This is a genomic window from Streptomyces sp. MJM8645 (genome assembly GCF_001625365.1).
In the GTDB taxonomy this organism is placed as follows: Bacteria; Actinomycetota; Actinomycetes; order Streptomycetales; family Streptomycetaceae; genus Kitasatospora.
In genome coordinates this window covers 2,742,775-2,758,487 of record NZ_LJJF01000001.1, presented here as the reverse complement: position 1 = coordinate 2,758,487, position 15,713 = coordinate 2,742,775, and the positions used below count along the sequence as shown (strand labels likewise).

General features: G+C 72.4%; 14 protein-coding genes. 13 read left to right on the top strand and 1 reads right to left on the bottom strand.

What is annotated here, in order from left to right; all coding sequences use genetic code 11:
• The first annotated feature begins 590 nt into the window (after positions 1 to 590).
• Positions 591 to 1,250 (top strand): trimeric intracellular cation channel family protein, encoded by a 660-nt coding sequence (locus tag A6F73_RS11705; RefSeq protein WP_063347738.1) that lies wholly within the window; start codon positions 591 to 593, stop codon positions 1,248 to 1,250.
• Here the strand turns inward: A6F73_RS11705 and A6F73_RS11700 are convergent.
• Positions 1,156 to 1,944: an IclR family transcriptional regulator gene (locus A6F73_RS11700; protein ID WP_063347737.1), complete on the bottom strand. Its 789-nt coding sequence runs from the start codon at positions 1,942 to 1,944 to the stop codon at positions 1,156 to 1,158. The two genes, A6F73_RS11705 and A6F73_RS11700, sit on opposite strands and share 95 nt — an antisense overlap.
• Positions 1,945 to 2,202: 258 nt before the next feature.
• Here A6F73_RS11700 and A6F73_RS11695 point away from each other — a divergent pair, with 258 nt between their 5' ends.
• From A6F73_RS11695 to A6F73_RS41400, 12 genes are all read left to right on the top strand, one after another.
• On the top strand, positions 2,203 to 3,384 hold the full coding sequence (locus tag A6F73_RS11695) for a cysteine desulfurase family protein (protein ID WP_063347736.1): 1,182 nt from the start codon (positions 2,203 to 2,205) through the stop codon (positions 3,382 to 3,384).
• A 51-nt stretch (positions 3,385 to 3,435) separates the two neighbouring features.
• Positions 3,436 to 4,572 carry a tRNA 2-thiouridine(34) synthase MnmA gene (gene mnmA / locus A6F73_RS11690; RefSeq protein ID WP_063347735.1) on the top strand — a complete coding sequence of 379 codons (1,137 nt, stop codon included), beginning with the start codon at positions 3,436 to 3,438 and terminating at the stop codon, positions 4,570 to 4,572.
• 47 nt (positions 4,573 to 4,619) lie between these two features.
• Positions 4,620 to 5,144, top strand: a complete 525-nt coding sequence (locus A6F73_RS11685) for a TIGR00730 family Rossman fold protein (protein WP_063347734.1) — start codon at positions 4,620 to 4,622, stop codon at positions 5,142 to 5,144.
• A 13-nt stretch (positions 5,145 to 5,157) separates the two neighbouring features.
• Positions 5,158 to 5,847, top strand: a complete 690-nt coding sequence (locus A6F73_RS11680) for an SDR family oxidoreductase (RefSeq protein ID WP_063347733.1) — start codon at positions 5,158 to 5,160, stop codon at positions 5,845 to 5,847.
• Positions 5,848 to 5,882: 35 nt separating this feature from the next.
• Positions 5,883 to 6,893 carry a methionine synthase gene (locus tag A6F73_RS11675; protein WP_244293362.1) on the top strand — a complete coding sequence of 337 codons (1,011 nt, stop codon included), beginning with the start codon at positions 5,883 to 5,885 and terminating at the stop codon, positions 6,891 to 6,893.
• A gap of 22 nt (positions 6,894 to 6,915) precedes the next feature.
• The gene (gene ligA, locus A6F73_RS11670) at positions 6,916 to 9,210 is read left to right on the top strand and encodes an NAD-dependent DNA ligase LigA (RefSeq protein WP_063351125.1); all 2,295 of its coding nucleotides are present in this window, start codon (positions 6,916 to 6,918) and stop codon (positions 9,208 to 9,210) included.
• Between the two features lie 295 nt (positions 9,211 to 9,505).
• Positions 9,506 to 11,389: a bifunctional diguanylate cyclase/phosphodiesterase gene (locus tag A6F73_RS11665; RefSeq protein WP_079135612.1), complete on the top strand. Its 1,884-nt coding sequence runs from the start codon at positions 9,506 to 9,508 to the stop codon at positions 11,387 to 11,389.
• 163 nt (positions 11,390 to 11,552) lie between these two features.
• Entirely contained in the window at positions 11,553 to 11,849 is a 297-nt protein-coding gene (gene gatC, locus A6F73_RS11660; protein WP_030057414.1) for an Asp-tRNA(Asn)/Glu-tRNA(Gln) amidotransferase subunit GatC, read from the top strand.
• A gap of 5 nt (positions 11,850 to 11,854) precedes the next feature.
• The gene (gatA, locus tag A6F73_RS11655) at positions 11,855 to 13,348 is read left to right on the top strand and encodes an Asp-tRNA(Asn)/Glu-tRNA(Gln) amidotransferase subunit GatA (RefSeq protein WP_063347731.1); all 1,494 of its coding nucleotides are present in this window, start codon (positions 11,855 to 11,857) and stop codon (positions 13,346 to 13,348) included.
• Positions 13,345 to 13,620, top strand: a complete 276-nt coding sequence (locus A6F73_RS11650; RefSeq protein WP_244293361.1) for a hypothetical protein — start codon at positions 13,345 to 13,347, stop codon at positions 13,618 to 13,620. The genes gatA and A6F73_RS11650 overlap by 4 nt, the downstream gene beginning before the upstream one ends.
• A gap of 77 nt (positions 13,621 to 13,697) precedes the next feature.
• Entirely contained in the window at positions 13,698 to 15,209 is a 1,512-nt protein-coding gene (gene gatB, locus A6F73_RS11645) for an Asp-tRNA(Asn)/Glu-tRNA(Gln) amidotransferase subunit GatB (RefSeq protein ID WP_063347730.1), read from the top strand.
• Positions 15,210 to 15,466: 257 nt separating this feature from the next.
• Positions 15,467 to 15,625 (top strand): hypothetical protein, encoded by a 159-nt coding sequence (locus tag A6F73_RS41400; RefSeq protein WP_159398431.1) that lies wholly within the window; start codon positions 15,467 to 15,469, stop codon positions 15,623 to 15,625.
• Positions 15,626 to 15,713 lie beyond the last annotated feature (88 nt).

Below are 15,713 nucleotides of genomic sequence, written 5' to 3'. Positions count from 1 at the left end.
AGGATTCTTGAACGGCCTATGAGGCCCATGTTCTCGCTGGGCCAAGAGCGTGCGCCGGACCCGGACGTATCCGGGTCCGGCGCCAATTCTCGCCGACGATACCGGGCTCTGCCGCGGTTCGGGCAATATAATTAGTCGTTGTAACGCATGGAAATTCACCTACCCGAGCTTAATCGCCCGGCCATTGGCGCGGACTGTCGACGTTCGGACATCGGGGATGCCGGTGCAATCGGCATCAGGGATTTCAGTCGTTGTAGCGCACGGGAGTCTCCTCTCCGGTTGTTCATGTTCGAAGCCCTGGTGCTTCTCTCGATGGAAATGAAACTACCACCGCCATTCGGCTCCGTCCATGAGTTAATTCCGGGATCAATTTCCCAAACCAGCCAACCCGGGCAAAGCGTGCATCGAATTCGGGAGGGAAATGCGAATTGTATTCCCCATACCGCACGACCTGCATTATTTCGCGAATATGTCGAAATTTGGTGTTCACGTCAACTCTGCGCAGAGTGTCCGGACCGGTGGTGGTTGTCGCCCGGGCCCGCGGCCGTACGCGGAGGGGGGGAGGGGTCCGTACGGGTCATAGTTGTTCGGTGACCTCGCAGATCTTCCCCTCCGACGTGCAGCAGTCGCTGGACCTCGTCGGCATCTTCGTCTTCGCCCTCTCCGGAGGGCTGCTCGCCGTCCGCAAGAACATGGACATCTTCGGCATCGCGGTGCTGGCCGAGGTCACCGCGCTCGGCGGCGGTGTGATCCGGGACCTGGTGATCGGGGCGACGCCCGTCGCGGCGTTCAGCAACCTCGGGTACTTCATCACCCCGCTGGTCGCCGCGCTGGTGGTGTTCTTCCTGCACCCCGAGGTCGAGCGGATCAACCGGGCGGTGCAGACCCTGGACGCCCTCGGCCTCGGCCTGTTCTGCGTCACCGGCACCGCCAAGGCGCACGACTACGGGCTCGGCGCGGTGTCGGCCGTCGCCCTCGGCATGGTCACCGCGGCCGGCGGCGGGGTGATCCGTGACGTGCTGGCCGGCGAGATCCCCTCGCTGCTGCGCTGGGACCGGGAGATCTACGCCGTCCCGGCCCTGGTCGGCGCCGCCCTGGTGGCGGTGCTGATCGGCGTCGACCGGCTGACCGGCGCCACCGGCACCGCCGCCGCGCTCACCGCCTTCGGGCTGCGGATGCTCGCGTTGAAGTACGGCTGGCGCGCCCCGCGGGCCTGGCGCCGCAACGGTTCTCGCACCAGCGAGGAGTAGGCGAGCCGCCGTACGCGAGCGAGATCGCCTCCGCCGTGCAGAGCAGTTCCGGCACCATCCGGGCGAGTTCGGCCAGCGGCACCTGGCTCGCCGGGGCGCTCAGCGCGCAGGCCGCGACCGTCCGGCCGCCGCTGCCCGCCACCGGCGCGGCCACGCACGTCACCGGCTCCCGGTGCTCGGCCGACTCCACCGCCCAGCCCCGCAGCCGCACCGCCGCCAGTTCGGCCGGCAACTCCTCGTCGGGGGTGCCGTCCTCGGGAAGCCCGGCCAGCAGCACCCGGCCGATCGCCGTCCCGCCGGCCGGCGCCCGCCGCCCGATCCGGGACGCCCGGGCGGCGCCCGGCCCGGCCCAGCTGCCGGCCACCTCGTCCAGGTACAGCACCTCGCCGTCCTGGAGCACGGCCAGCTGGACGGTGTAGCCGCAGCGCGCGTTGAGCGCCGCCAGGTACGGCGCGGCGACCTGCCGGACGTCGATCTCCTCCAGCGCCCGGTGGGCCAGGGAGAGCACCCGGCCGCCGAGGCGGTAGCGCAGATCGGGCTGGCGCTGCGCGAAGCCGTGCTCCTCCAGGGTGCGCAGCAGCCGCAGCGCGGTGGACTTGTGCACCCCGATGCTGGTCGCGGCCTGCTCCAGGGTGACCGGCCCGTCGCCGAGCGACCCGAGCAGGGTCAGGGCGCGGTCGACCGACTGCGACATGGCGCACCGCTCCTGTCCACGCCGATGGGAAGTGAGAGTGGGACGTGATCCCGGGCCGTGCCCGCGGGCCGGGCCGGGGCCCGTCCGCGGGAAGCGTCCGTCAGGCTAACCGCTCGGCCGCGCGACGGGTCAAACGGGTGCCGGACACCGGTGTCCGGTGGGCGCGTGGTCCGGGTAACGTCCGGGAGTCGTCCGGTGGCCGGATCGGTGCGCACACCGGGACGGGGCCCGGGAAGCGCCCTCTACAATCGGATGGTTATGCCATACCTGGACCATGCGGCGACCACGCCGATGCTGCCCGAGGCGATCGCCGCGATGTCGGCGCACCTGGGGGTGGTCGGCAACGCCTCGTCCCTGCACGCGGCCGGCCGCCGGGCCCGCCGGGTGGTCGAGGAGGCCCGCGAGTCGCTGGCCGACTCGCTGGGCGCCCGCCCGAGCGAGATCGTGCTCACCGGCGGGGGCACCGAGTCCGACAACCTCGCCGTCAAGGGCCTGTACTGGGCCCGCCGGGGCGCCGACCCGGCCCGCACCCGGGTGCTGTGCAGCCCGGTCGAGCACCACGCGGTGCTGGACGCGGTGCACTGGCTCTCCGAGCACGAGGGCGCCGACGTCGAGTACCTGCCGGTCGACCCGCTCGGCCGGGTGCACCCGCAGGCGCTGCGCGAGGCGATCGAGCGGGACCCGCACTCGGTCGCGCTGGTCACCGTGATGTGGGCCAACAACGAGGTCGGCACCGTCCAGCCGGTGCGCGAACTCGCCGCCGTCGCGGCCGAGTACGGCATCCCGATGCACGCCGACGCGGTGCAGGCGCTCGGGCAGGTCCCGGTCTCCTTCGCCGGGTCGGGGCTCACCGCGCTCACCGTCACCGGGCACAAGATCGGCGGCCCGTTCGGCATCGGCGCGCTGCTGCTCTCGCGCGGCGCCGCGCCCGTCCCGCTGCTGCACGGCGGCGGCCAGGAGCGCGACGTCCGCTCCGGCACCCTGGACGCGCCCGCCGCCGCCGGCTTCGCCACCGCCGCGGCCCTCGCGGTCGAGCGCCAGCCGGAGCACGCGGTCGTGCTCGGCGCGCTGCGCGACGAGCTGATCGCCGCCGTGCTGGCCGCCGTCCCCGCCGCGGTGCTCAACGGCGACCCGGCCGCCGAGGGGCGGCTGCCCGCCAACGCGCACTTCTCCTTCCCCGGCTGCGAGGGCGACGCGCTGCTGATGCTGCTCGACGCCCAGGGCATCGAGTGCTCCACCGGCTCGGCCTGCTCGGCCGGGGTGCCGCAGCCCAGCCACGTGCTGCTCGCGATGGGCGTCGACCCGGCGCTGGCCCGGGCCTCGCTGCGGTTCTCGCTCGGGCACACCTCGGTGCGCGAGGACGTGACGGCGCTGGTCGCGGCCATCGCCCCGGCCGTCCAGCGGGCCCGCAACGCGGGTCTGGCGGCGGTGCGGCGGTAGTTCCTCCGGGCGGTCGGGCATGTACGGCGGCCCCGTACTCTTGTAGTCACCATGACTGACTTCCCGGGTGCCCCGACCGCTCCGTCCACCGGCCGTCTGCGCGTGCTCGCGGCGATGTCCGGCGGCGTCGACTCCGCCGTCGCCGCCGCCCGTGCCGCCGAGGCGGGGCACGAGGTGACGGGCGTCCACCTGGCGCTGTCCGCCAACCCGCAGTCCTTCCGCACCGGGGCCCGCGGCTGCTGCACCATCGAGGACTCCCGGGACGCGTGGCGCGCGGCCGACGTGATCGGCATCCCGTTCTACGTCTGGGACCTCGCCGAGCGCTTCCGCGAGGACGTCATCGACGACTTCGTCGCCGAGTACGCGGCCGGCCGCACCCCCAATCCCTGCCTGCGCTGCAACGAGAAGATCAAGTTCGCCGCGCTGCTCGACAAGGCGATCGCGCTCGGCTTCGACGCGGTCTGCACCGGCCACTACGCCCGGATCGTCGACCTGCCGTCCGGGGAGCGCCAGCTGCACCGCGCCGTCGACGCCGCCAAGGACCAGTCCTACGTGCTCGGTGTGCTGGACGCGGACCAGCTCGCCCACTCCCTCTTCCCGCTCGGCGACACCACCAAGGACGCCATCCGCGAGGAGGCCGAGCGCCGCGGCCTGGCCGTCGCCAAGAAGCCGGACAGCCACGACATCTGCTTCATCGCCGACGGCGACACCCAGGGCTTCCTGGCCAAGCACCTCGGCACCGCCACCGGCGACATCCTCGACGCCGACGGCACCAAGCTCGGCGAGCACGACGGGGCGTACGGCTTCACCATCGGCCAGCGCAAGGGCCTGCGGATCGGCCGGCCCGCCGCGGACGGCAAGCCCCGCTACGTCCTCGACATCTCGCCGGTCGACAACACCGTGACCGTCGGCCCGCTGGAGGGCCTGGACGTCACCGGGCTCACCGCGATCCGGCCGCGCTGGTGCGGCACCGAGCCGCTCGCCGACGGCCGGTACACCGCCCAACTGCGCGCCCACGGCGAGGAGGTGCCGGTGAGCGCGTCGGTCGTGGACGGCGAGCTGCGGGTGCAGTTGGACACCCCCGTCCGCGGCATCGCCCCCGGCCAGGCCGTCGTCCTGTACGACGGCACCCGCGTCGTCGGCTCCGCCACCATCGCCGCCACCGAGCGCCCGGCCGTCCGCGCCTGAAACCGGGGTGAGCGAGGCCAGGCCCGCGTGATAGACCAGGTAGCACTATGAATATCTGCGTCTTCTGCTCCGCGTACTCGCTCGACGACCGCTACTCCGCTCCCGCCGCCGAGTTCGCGCGGCTCCTCGGCGAGGGCGGACACACCCTGGTGTGGGGCGGCTCGAACGCCGGGCTGATGGGGCTGCTGGCCGATGAGGTGAAGGCGGCGGGCGGCAGGCTGGTCGGGGTGCTCGTCGAGATGCTGAGGCACAAGGGGTACGTCGGCGCCGACGAGTTGGTGATGACCGAGGACCTCGCCGAGCGGAAGGCGGAGCTGGCCGCCCGGGCGGACGCGATCGTCGTGCTGGTCGGCGGGCTGGGCACCCTCGACGAGGTGACCGAGGTGCTGGAGCTCAAGAAGCACGGCATGTTCGACAAGCCGGTGATCGTCCTGGATACCGAGGGCTTCTACGCGGGCCTGCGCACGCAGATGGAGCGGATGGACACCGAGGGCTTCCTGCCGCGCCCGCTCGCCGAGCTGATCAGCTTCGCCGACACCCCGGCTCAGGTGTTTGAGCAGCTCAAGGCCTGATTAGATCAGCACCATGGCTGCACATCTGATCACCGGCGCCGGCTCCGGCATCGGCGCCGTCCTGGCCGAGCGTCTCGCCGAGCGCGGCGACGACCTCTGGCTGTTGGCCCGCGACGCCCGCCGCGCCGCCGAACTGCGCGAGCGCTTCCCCGGGGCGCAGACCCTGGTCGGCGACCTCGGCGACCCGGCCAAGCTCTCCTGGGCCCTCGGCCACCAGGCGCTGCCCGTCGAGCTCGACTCCCTCCTGCACGTCGCGGGCATGGTGGAGCTGGGTGCGGTCGGCGAGCTGCCGGTCAAGGCCTGGCAGAGCACCCTGGCCGTCAACCTGGTCGCCCCCGCCGAGCTGACCCGGCTCCTGCTGCCCTCGCTGCGCCTGGTCAAGGGGCACGTGGTGTTCGTCAACTCCGGTGCGGGCCTGAGCGCCTCCGCCGAGTGGTCGGCCTACGCGGCGAGCAAGCACGGCCTCAAGGCGCTCGCCGACGCGCTGCGCCAGGAGGAGCACGCGAACGGCGTCCGGGTCACCTCGGTCTACCCGGGCCGCACCGCCACCGCGATGCAGGCCAAGGTGCACCAGCAGGAGGGCAAGGCCTACGACGAGGACCGCTTCATCGCCCCGGAGTCGGTGGTGAAGGCGATCCTCGCCGCCCTGGACGCCTCCCGCGACGCGGAGCTCACCGACATCACCGTCCGCCCCGGGCGCTGACCTCGCCGGGGCGGCGGCGCACTAGGCTCGGGCGGGTGAGCACCGGAGACACCTTCCCCGACCTGCGCGGCGCCGCCACCGGCGTCGGTTCGCTGCCCGGCACCGACGCGCGGGAGGCCGCCAAGACCTCCACCGGCGCGCTGGAGCAGCTGCCGTTCCTGCCCGAACTCCCCGCCCGCGGGCCGGGCGCCGACATGATCGGCCGCGGCGCCGGCCTGCTGGTCGAGCTGTTCGCACAGACCGAACCGTCCGGCTGGCGGTTCGCCGACCGCCCCGGCCGGGACACCCGGCGCGCGCACTCCTGGCTGGGCGAGGACCTGGACGCGCTGGAGGAGTTCACCCAGGGCTACCAGGGCGCGCTCAAACTCCAGGCCGTGGGCCCGTGGACGCTGGCGGCGAGCATCGAGCTCAGGCACGGCGAGAAGGCGCTCTCCGACCACGGCGCCTGCCGGGACATCGCCGGCTCGCTCACCGAAGGCCTGCGCCGCCACCTGGCGGACGTCCGCCGGCGGGTGCCCGGCGCGCAGCTGGTCCTCCAGCTCGACGAGCCCTCGCTGCCCGCGGTGCTGGCCGGTTCGGTGAAGACCGCCAGCGGCTTCCAGCGGTTGCGCTCGGTGGACCGGCAGGTCGCCGAGGAGGTGCTGCGCGAGACGATCCGCGGCCTGGACGTGCCGGTCGTGGTGCACTGCTGCGCCCCGCAGGTCCCGCTCCCGCTGCTGCGCCGGGCCGGGGTGGCCGGGGTCTCCCTCGACTTCTCCCTCCTCACCGAGCGGGAGGACGACGACCTCGGCGAGGCGGTCGAGGCGGGCACGGCGATCCTCGCTGGTGTCGTGCCCTCCACTGACCAGGAGGTGTCCGACCCGGCCGGTAGTGTCCAGGGTGTCAGGACCTTGTGGCGCAGGCTCGGGTTCGCCCCGGAGCTGCTGGGCCGCCGCGTGCTGGTGACGCCGACCTGCGGGCTGGCCGGGGCGTCCCCGGCGTACGCGCGCAAGGCGCTGTCGCTTGCGGCGCGGGCGGCGCAGAGCCTGGTGGACAACCCGGAATGAGAACGTAGGAGGGCTTGCGGTGGTGGCTGTCGAGGGCTGGGAGGACGTCCCTGCGGAGGTGCGCAGGCGGCACGCCGAGCTGGTCGTGGAGATCACCGAGCACCGCGCCCGGTACTACGTGCAGGACGCCCCGGTCGTCAGCGACGCCGAGTTCGACGTCCTGATGCGCGAGCTGGAGGCGGTCGAGGCCGCGCACCCGGCCCTGGTGACGCCGGACTCGCCGACGCAGGAGGTCGGCGGCGACGTCGCGGAGGGCTTCACCAAGGTCGAGCACCGCGAGCGGCTGCTCAGCCTCGACAACGCCATGGACGACGAGGAGCTGGCGGCCTGGGCGGACCGGGTCGCCCGCGAGCTGGACGGCATCGACTACCACTACCTGTGCGAGCTCAAGGTGGACGGCCTGGCCGTCAACCTCACCTACGAGCGCGGCCAGTTGGTCCTGGCCGCGACCCGGGGCACCGGCCGGGTCGGCGAGGACATCACCGCCAACGTCCGCACCATCAAGGAGATCCCGCAGCAGCTCACCGGCGACGACCTGCCCGAGCTGGTCGAGATCCGCGGCGAGGTCTACCTGCCCACCGAGGCCTTCGAGGAACTGAACGCCTCGCTGGCGGCGGAGAACGAGCGCCGCCGGGCGGAGAACGAGGAGCGCGCCAAGGAGGGCAGGCGTCCGCAGGCGCTGCTCCACCTGTTCGCCAACCCGCGCAACGCCGCCGCCGGTTCGCTGCGCCAGAAGGACCCGCTGGTCACCGCGTCCCGTCCGCTGCACATGGTGGTGCACGGCATCGGCGCCCGGGTCGGCTTCGACATCGACTGCCAGTCGCACGCCTACGACCTGCTGCGCGCGTGGGGCCTGCCGACGGCCCGGCACAACAAGGTGGTCGGGACGCTCGACGAGGTGCGGGCGTTCATCGGGCACTTCGGCGAGCAGCGGCACTCGGTCGAGCACGAGATCGACGGCGTCGTGGTCAAGGTGGACGAGATCGCCCTGCAAGGGCGGCTCGGTTCCACCTCCAAGTCGCCGCGCTGGGCGATCGCCTGGAAGTACCCGCCGGAGGAGGTCACCGGCAGGCTGGCCGCGATCAAGGTCGGCATCGGCCGCACCGGCCGGGCCACCCCGTACGCGGTGCTGGCCGAGCCGGTGAAGGTGGCCGGCTCGATGGTGCAGTACGCGACGCTGCACAACCAGCAGGTCGTCAAGGCCAAGGGCGTGCTGCTCGGCGACACCATCGTGCTGCGCAAGGCCGGCGACGTCATCCCGGAGATCCTCGGCCCGGTGGAGAGCCTGCGGGACGGCACCGAGCAGGAGTTCGTGATGCCCTCGCACTGCCACGAGTGCGGGGCCGAGCTGCGCCCGATGTCCGAGGGGGACATCGATCTGCGCTGCCCCAACGCGCAGTTCTGCCCGGCGCAGATCCGCGAGCGGATCGCCTTCCTGGGCGGCCGTTCCTCGCTGGACATCGAGGGCCTGGGCTATGTCGCGGCGACCGCGCTGACCCAGCCGCTGGAGCCGGCCGAGGCGCCGGTGCGGGACGAGGGCGACATCTTCGGCCTGACGATGGAGCAGTTGCTGCCGATCGAGGTGCTGGTCCGCGACCAGAAGACGGGCATGCCCAAGCTGGACGACCGCACCGGCAAGGAGAAGAAGGCCACCTTCTTCGCGAACCAGAAGGGCGAGCCCAAGAAGACGGCGGGCGTGCTGCTGGAGAATCTGGAGAGGGTGAAGGAACGTCCGCTGTGGCGGTTCCTCAACGGCCTCTCGATCCGGCACGTCGGGCCGGTCGCGGCGCAGGAGCTGGCGCGGGAGTTCCGGGACCTCGACCGGATCTTCTCGGCCACCGAGGAGGAGCTGGCCGCCGTCGAGGGGGTCGGGCCGATCATCGCCCGTTCCGTCGTCGAGTGGTACCAGGAGGAGTGGCACCGGGGGATCCTGGAGAAGTGGCGCGCGGCCGGCGTCCGCTTCACCGAGGAGCCCGCCGACGAGGAGGAGGCGGAGCGCCCGCTGGAGGGCCTGACCGTCGTGGTCACCGGCACCCTGGCCGGGCACACCCGGGACGGGGCCAAGGAGGCACTGACCTCGCGCGGCGCGAAGGTGACCGGTTCGGTATCGAAGAAGACAGATTTTGTCGTGGCCGGTGACAACCCCGGGTCCAAGTACGACAAGGCCGTTCAGCTCGGACTGCCGGTCCTGGACGACGCCGGCTTCGCCGTGCTGCTCGCCGACGGAGCGGCCGCGGCCCGCGCCCACCTCGGCCTGCCCGAGGTCGGGAAGGCCCCCGCCGAGGCCGCCCCGGAGGCCGACCCGAGCGGAGCGTGACCGAACCCGTCTTGTTATCGTCCTGATGCAACGTCACCGGGTGTCGCACCGTGAAAGCGGGCATTGTGTCACTGTGCGACACCCGGGCGCGGTGGCGCGTTTCCGGTTGTCCGAAAGTCTGCCCACCGGGTGGACCCCGGCATACCCTGGAGCGCAACAGAGTGTCAGCAGGGGTGGGGGCACCGGCTGAGCCGGTGCTCCGCGGGGTCGCTCCATGCCCGGCAGCTGTCGGTACCGGCACGGTGCCTCACCGTAAGGCGGCCTGACGGGGCGGGCCCGACGGAGGACAGGGCTTATGGATCGTACGACCGGCGGTGCGCCCACACGCCCGCCGCAGGGGGTAGCAGGTGCGGTCCTGCTGCTCGGCGTGCTGCTGGCCGGTGCCGCGCCGCTCATCCCGCTGGCCGTCCTGGTCTACCGGTACGAGCCCGAACTGCTGCCGCTGTTCGCGGTGCCGCTGGCGGTGCTGGTCGCCGCCTGGCGGATCGCCCGCGACCGCGCCCGTGACCAGCTGACCGACCCGCTGACGGATCTGCCCAACCGTCAGGCCCTGTTGATGGCCGCCCAGGAGGCGATCGCGGAGCGTGCGGAAGGCTACAGCGTCGGTCTCATCCTGCTCGATCTCGATCGCTTCCGATCGCTCAACGACACCCTCGGTCACACCGCCGGCGACCGGCTGCTGGTGCACATCGCCCGCCGGCTGCACCGCGCGCTGCGCTCCGGAGGCCCGGCCGGCAGCGCCACCCGGGAGTCCATCGACGACGTCTTCGCCGGCCTGCCCCGGAACTACCGGCGCGGCCGCCCGATGGTGGCCCGGATGGGCGGCGACGAGTTCGCCGTGCTGCTGCCCGGCATCAACTGCCCGGACAGCCTGGAGCGGGTCGCCAAGGCGCTGATCGCCGAACTCGCCGCGCCGATCCGGCTGGACGGGCTGCTGCTCGTGCTGGAGGCCAGCGCCGGCGTCTGCGTCTACCCGCAGCACGCCCAGGACGCCGAGGCGCTGCTGCGCCGCGCCGACGTGGCGATGGGCCACGCCCAGCGCGGTTGCAGCGGCGTCGCGCAGTACGACGAGACCCAGGACGCCGACACGCCGTACCGGATAGGGCTGCTCGGCGACCTGCGGCGGGCCCTGGAGACCGGCGAGGTGCAGCTGCACTACCAGCCCAAGGTGGCCTTCGACGGCCGGGTGGTCGGCCTGGAGGCGCTGCTGCGCTGGGAGCGCCCCGGCCAGGGCCGGGTCTCGCCGGACGAGTTCGTCGGGCTCGCCGAGTCCAGCGGCCTGATGCCCCGGCTCACCGACTACGTGCTGGAGGCCGCCGTCGGGCAGCTCGCCTACTGGCGGGACCAGGGCCTCCAGGTGCAGGTCGCGGTCAACGTCTCCCCGCGCGACGTGCTCAACCCCGGCTTCGCCCAGCGCGTCGCCGGCCACCTCGTCCGCCACCAGGTGCCGGCCCACGCGCTCCAGCTGGAGATCACCGAACGGCTGCTGCTGGACGACTCCCGCCGGGCCGCCGACACCCTCGCCGAACTGCGCGGTTACGGCGTCGGGATGTCCCTGGACGACTTCGGGACCGGCCACTCCTCGCTGGTGCGGCTGCGCAGCCTGCCGGTCGGCGAGCTGAAGATCGACCGCTCCTTCGTCTCCCGGATGGTCATCGACGACCACGACGCGGCGGTGGTGCGCTGCTCGGTGGAGCTCGCCCACTCGCTGGGCCTGACCGTGGTCGCCGAGGGCGTCGAGGACGACGAGACCTGGGAGCGGCTGCACTGCATGGGCGTGGACGCCGTCCAGGGCTGGCTGGTGTCGGCCGCGCTGCCGGCCGAGCAGGCCACCGCCTGGCTGCGGGTGCACCGCACCGGCGCCCCGCCGGTGGAGCGGCTGGTCCCCCCGCCGGGCCGGCTGCCGTCGGCGCTCCACGCGGTGCAGGGGGGCCAGGGCCTGCCGGTCCAGCCGGTGCTGCCGCCGGCCGCCCAGCCGGTGGTCCAGCAGGCCATCGCGCCGGTGCTGCCGTCGACCCTCCCGCCGGTGCTGCCCCCCGTGCTGCCCCCGACGCTCCCGCAGGCCGTGCAGGCCGTTCAGACGGTCCAGGCCGCGCCCGCGCCCCAGCCCGTGTCGGCCGCGCAGATCGAGATCAAGGCGCCGGGCACGCAGAGTTGGGCCCGCACCAGGCCGCAGTGACGGGCGCACACGCTTACTCGTTGGCCGGTGGCCGGGCCGGGCCCCATAGGATGGGGTCCAAAGACCACGAGGACGGAGCACCGGACCGGTTGCTCCTGCCCGGGCCCGGCACCGCCTGCGCGCGGCGCCGGGCCTCACCAGAACTCACCCTGAGGATCGCTGCATGCCTGGCATCACGCGCGAGGAGGTCGCCCACCTCGCCCGGCTGTCGCGTCTTGAGCTGAAGCCCGAAGAGCTGGACCACTTCGCCGAGCAGCTCGACGTGATCATCGGCGCGGTCGCCCGCGTTTCCGAGGTCGCCGGACAGGACGTCCCGCCGACCTCCCACCCGCTCCCGCTGACCAACGTGATGCGCGCGGACGAGGTGCGGCCGTCGCTCACCCCGGAGCAGGCGCTGTCCGGCGCCCCCGCCGCCGAGGAGCAGCGTTTCCGCGTGCCCCAGATCCTCGGGGAGGACTGACCGAGATGACCGAGTTGATCAAGTACACCGCCGCTGAGACGGCTTCCGCCATCGCCAAGGGCGAGGTGTCCGCCGTCGAGGTGGCGCAGGCGCACCTGGACCGCATCGGCGCCGTCGACAAGAAGGTCAACGCCTTCCTGCACGTCGACACCGAGGGCGCGCTGAACGCCGCCAAGGCCGTCGACGAGAAGCGCGCCAAGGGCGAGGAGCTGGGCCCGCTGGCCGGCGTCCCGCTCGCGCTGAAGGACGTCTTCACCACCAAGGGCGTGCCGACCACCTGCGGCTCCAAGATCCTCGAAGGCTGGATCCCGCCGTACGACGCCACGCTGACCACCCGTCTCAAGGACGCCGGCGTGGTCATCCTCGGCAAGACCAACATGGACGAGTTCGCGATGGGCTCCTCCACCGAGAACTCCGCCTACGGCACGACCGGCAACCCGTGGGACCTCTCCCGCATCCCCGGCGGCTCCGGCGGCGGCTCGGCCGCCGCGCTGGCCGCCTTCGAGGCCCCGCTGGCGATCGGCACCGACACCGGCGGCTCGATCCGCCAGCCCGGTGCCGTCACCGGCACCGTCGGCGTCAAGCCGACCTACGGCTCGGTCTCCCGCTACGGCCTGGTCGCCTTCTCGTCCTCGCTGGACCAGGGCGGCCCGTGCGCCCGCACCGTGCTGGACGCGGCGCTGCTGCACGAGGCCATCGCCGGGTACGACCCGCTGGACTCCACCTCGATCGACGCGCCCGTCCCGGCCGTGGTCGAGGCCGCCAAGCTGCGCGACGTGCGCGGCATGCGGATCGGCGTGGTCAAGGAGTTCGCCGGCGAGGGCTACCAGGCCGGCGTGATGGAGCGCTTCAACGAGTCGGTGGAGCTGCTGCGCGAGCTGGGCGCCGAGGTCGTCGAGGTCTCCTGCCCGTCCTTCACCCTGGCGCTGCCGGCGTACTACCTGATCGCGCCCAGCGAGGCCTCGTCCAACCTGGCCCGTTTCGACGCGATGCGCTACGGCCTGCGGGTCGGCGACGACGGCTCCCGCTCGGCCGAGGACGTCACCGCCCTGACCCGCGAGGCCGGCTTCGGCCCCGAGGTCAAGCGCCGCATCATCCTCGGCACCTACGCCCTCTCCTCGGGCTACTACGACGCCTACTACGGCTCGGCCCAGAAGGTCCGCACGCTCATCTCGCGCGACTTCGACGCCGCCTTCGCGGGCGTGGACGTGCTGGTCTCGCCGACCACGCCGACCACCGCCTTCCCGATCGGCGAGCGCGCCGACGACCCGATGGCGATGTACCTGGCCGACCTCTGCACGATTCCGTCGAACCTCGCGGGCAACGCGGCCATGTCGCTGCCCTGCGGTCTGGCCCCGGAGGACAATCTCCCGGTCGGCCTGCAGATCATCGCACCCGCGATGGCGGACGACCGCCTGTACCGGGTGGGCGGCGCCGTCGAGGCCGCACTCAACGACAAGTGGGGGCACACCCTGCTGGAGGAGGCACCGGCACTGTGAGCAAGATCGAGAAGGCCAAGGCCCCGTCGTCCCTCAAGGCACCGTCGTCCCTGAAGGGCTTCAAGCACAGCAAGCCGGGCCTCTGGCTGTCCATCGGCACCAGCGCCTTCGGCGCGCTATCGGTCGTCAAGGACGTCCGCAAGGCCCGCGAGGAGAGCGACACCCTCAAGCTGGTCAACGCCCTGGTCGGCGCCGCCGCGCTGATCACCGGTACCGCCCTGCTGGTGCGCGAGCTGCGCCAGCTCGGCTCCGACGACGTCCTGCTGGGCTGAGCTGAGCGCCCCGGCCCGGCCCCGCGCGAGCGGCGGCCGGGCCCGTACCTCCCAAGTCTTTTAGTGAAGGGGACGCTGTGAGCGTCATGAACCTGGTCTCCTACGAGGACGCTCTCGCGTCGTACGACCCGGTGATGGGCCTTGAGGTCCACGTCGAGCTGGGCACCAAGACCAAGATGTTCTGCGGTTGCTCGACCGAGCTGGGTGCCGAGCCGAACAGCCAGACCTGCCCGACCTGCCTGGGCCTGCCCGGCTCGCTGCCGGTGGTCAACGCGATCGGCGTGGAGTCGGCCGTCAAGATCGGCCTGGCGCTGAACTGCGAGATCGCCGAGTGGTGCCGGTTCGCGCGGAAGAACTACTTCTACCCGGACATGCCCAAGAACTTCCAGACCTCGCAGTACGACGAGCCGATCGCCTTCAACGGCTACCTCGACGTGCAGCTGGAGGACGGCTCGACCTTCCGCGTGGAGATCGAGCGCGCCCACATGGAGGAGGACACCGGCAAGTCCAGCCACGTCGGTGGCGCGACCGGCCGCATCCACGGCGCCACCCACTCGCTGCTCGACTACAACCGGGCCGGCATCCCGCTGATCGAGATCGTCACCAAGCCGATCGTCGGCGCCGGCGAGCGCGCCCCCGAGGTCGCCAAGGCGTACGTCGCCGAGCTGCGCGAGCTGATCAAGGCGCTGGGCGTCTCCGAGGCGCGGATGGACAAGGGCCAGATGCGCTGCGACGTCAACCTGTCGCTGCGCCCCAACGGCACCGAGACCTTCGGTACCCGTTCGGAGACCAAGAACGTCAACTCGCTGCGCAGCGTGGAGCGGGCCGCCCGGTTCGAGATCCAGCGGCACGCCACCGTGCTGACCGACGGCGGCACGATCATCCAGGAGACCCGGCACTTCCACGAGGAGGACGGCAGCACCACCTCGGGCCGGATCAAGGACAACGCCGAGGACTACCGCTACTTCCCCGAGCCGGACCTGGTGCCGATCGCCCCCGCCCGCGCCTGGGTCGAGGAGCTGCGCGCAGGCCTGCCCGAGCTGCCGCGGGTGCGCCGGGCCCGGCTGCAGGCCGAGTGGGGCCTGTCCGACAAGGACATGCAGTCGGTGCTGAACGCCGGCGCCGTCGAGCCGATCCAGGAGACCATCGCCGCCGGCGCCCCGGCCGACCAGGCCCGCAAGTGGTGGATGGGCGAGCTGGCCCGCCGGGCCAACGAGACCGGCACCGAGCTGAGCGAGCAGCCGATCACCCCGGCGCAGGTCGCCCGGGTCACCGCGCTGGTCGCCGAGGGCAAGCTGAACGACAAGCTGGCCCGCCAGGTCATCGAGGCCGTGCTGGCCGGCGAGGGCGAGCCGGACGAGGTCGTCGAGAAGCGCGGCCTGGCCGTCGTCTCGGACGACTCCGCGCTCGGTGCGGCCGTCGACCAGGCCATCGCCGAGAACGAGGCGATCGCCGCCAAGATCCGCGACGGCAAGGTCGCGGCGGTCGGCGCGCTGGTCGGTGCGGTCATGAAGGCCACCCGCGGCCAGGCCGACGCGGCCCGCGTCAAGGACCTGATCCTGGAGCGGCTCGCCGTCGAGGGGCAGTAGGCGCAGCCCGGGGAAGCTGGGCGTCTCCGCCTGAGCTTCCTAAGGCGCCTAAGGCATCTAAGGCCCTCTAAGTAAGGCCTAAGGCCCGGTCTCACCTCTAAATCGAGGTAAGACCGGGCCTTTGTCGTTCCCGGGGCCCCGATCTAAGGCACCTGGGGTCCGGAAGATCGGTAGGGCTTCCGATGCGGCACCCCCCGCTGGGAGAGGAAAGTCTTACTCGACAGCGAAACGCAGTGAAACCCACAGGGGGAACCGAAGTGATCGAGTACGAGCTCATCCAGCAGCACGCCCACGAGCTGGCCGTCCGCGCCGAGCACGAGCGCCTGGTCCGGGAGGCCAAGGAGGGGCGCCGCCTGCGGCAGCGTCCGGTGGCCGCCCGCTTCCAGCGGCGCCCCGCGCGCCAGCGCGAATGCTGACGGACCGGCACCACGACGGTGCCGAGGGAGTTTCGGAGGGGGAGGCGCAGCAGGGGAGCGCCTCCCCCTCCGGGCGTTCGCCAGGGGA

Bases quoted from the DNA above. Each gene is read 5' to 3' on its own strand.
- A6F73_RS11685 (WP_063347734.1), top strand. From the start codon at position 4,620: ATGAATATCTGCGTCTTCTGCTCCGCGTACTCGCTCGACGACCGCTAC.
- A6F73_RS11695 (WP_063347736.1), top strand. From the start codon at position 2,203: ATGCCATACCTGGACCATGCGGCGACCACGCCGATGCTGCCCGAGGCG.
- gatC (WP_030057414.1), top strand. From the start codon at position 11,553: ATGCCTGGCATCACGCGCGAGGAGGTCGCCCACCTCGCCCGGCTGTCG.
- A6F73_RS11680 (WP_063347733.1), top strand. From the start codon at position 5,158: ATGGCTGCACATCTGATCACCGGCGCCGGCTCCGGCATCGGCGCCGTC.
- A6F73_RS11700 (WP_063347737.1), bottom strand. From the start codon at position 1,944: ATGTCGCAGTCGGTCGACCGCGCCCTGACCCTGCTCGGGTCGCTCGGC.
- A6F73_RS11665 (WP_079135612.1), top strand. From the start codon at position 9,506: ATGGATCGTACGACCGGCGGTGCGCCCACACGCCCGCCGCAGGGGGTA.
- gatA (WP_063347731.1), top strand. From the start codon at position 11,855: ATGACCGAGTTGATCAAGTACACCGCCGCTGAGACGGCTTCCGCCATC.
- mnmA (WP_063347735.1), top strand. From the start codon at position 3,436: ATGACTGACTTCCCGGGTGCCCCGACCGCTCCGTCCACCGGCCGTCTG.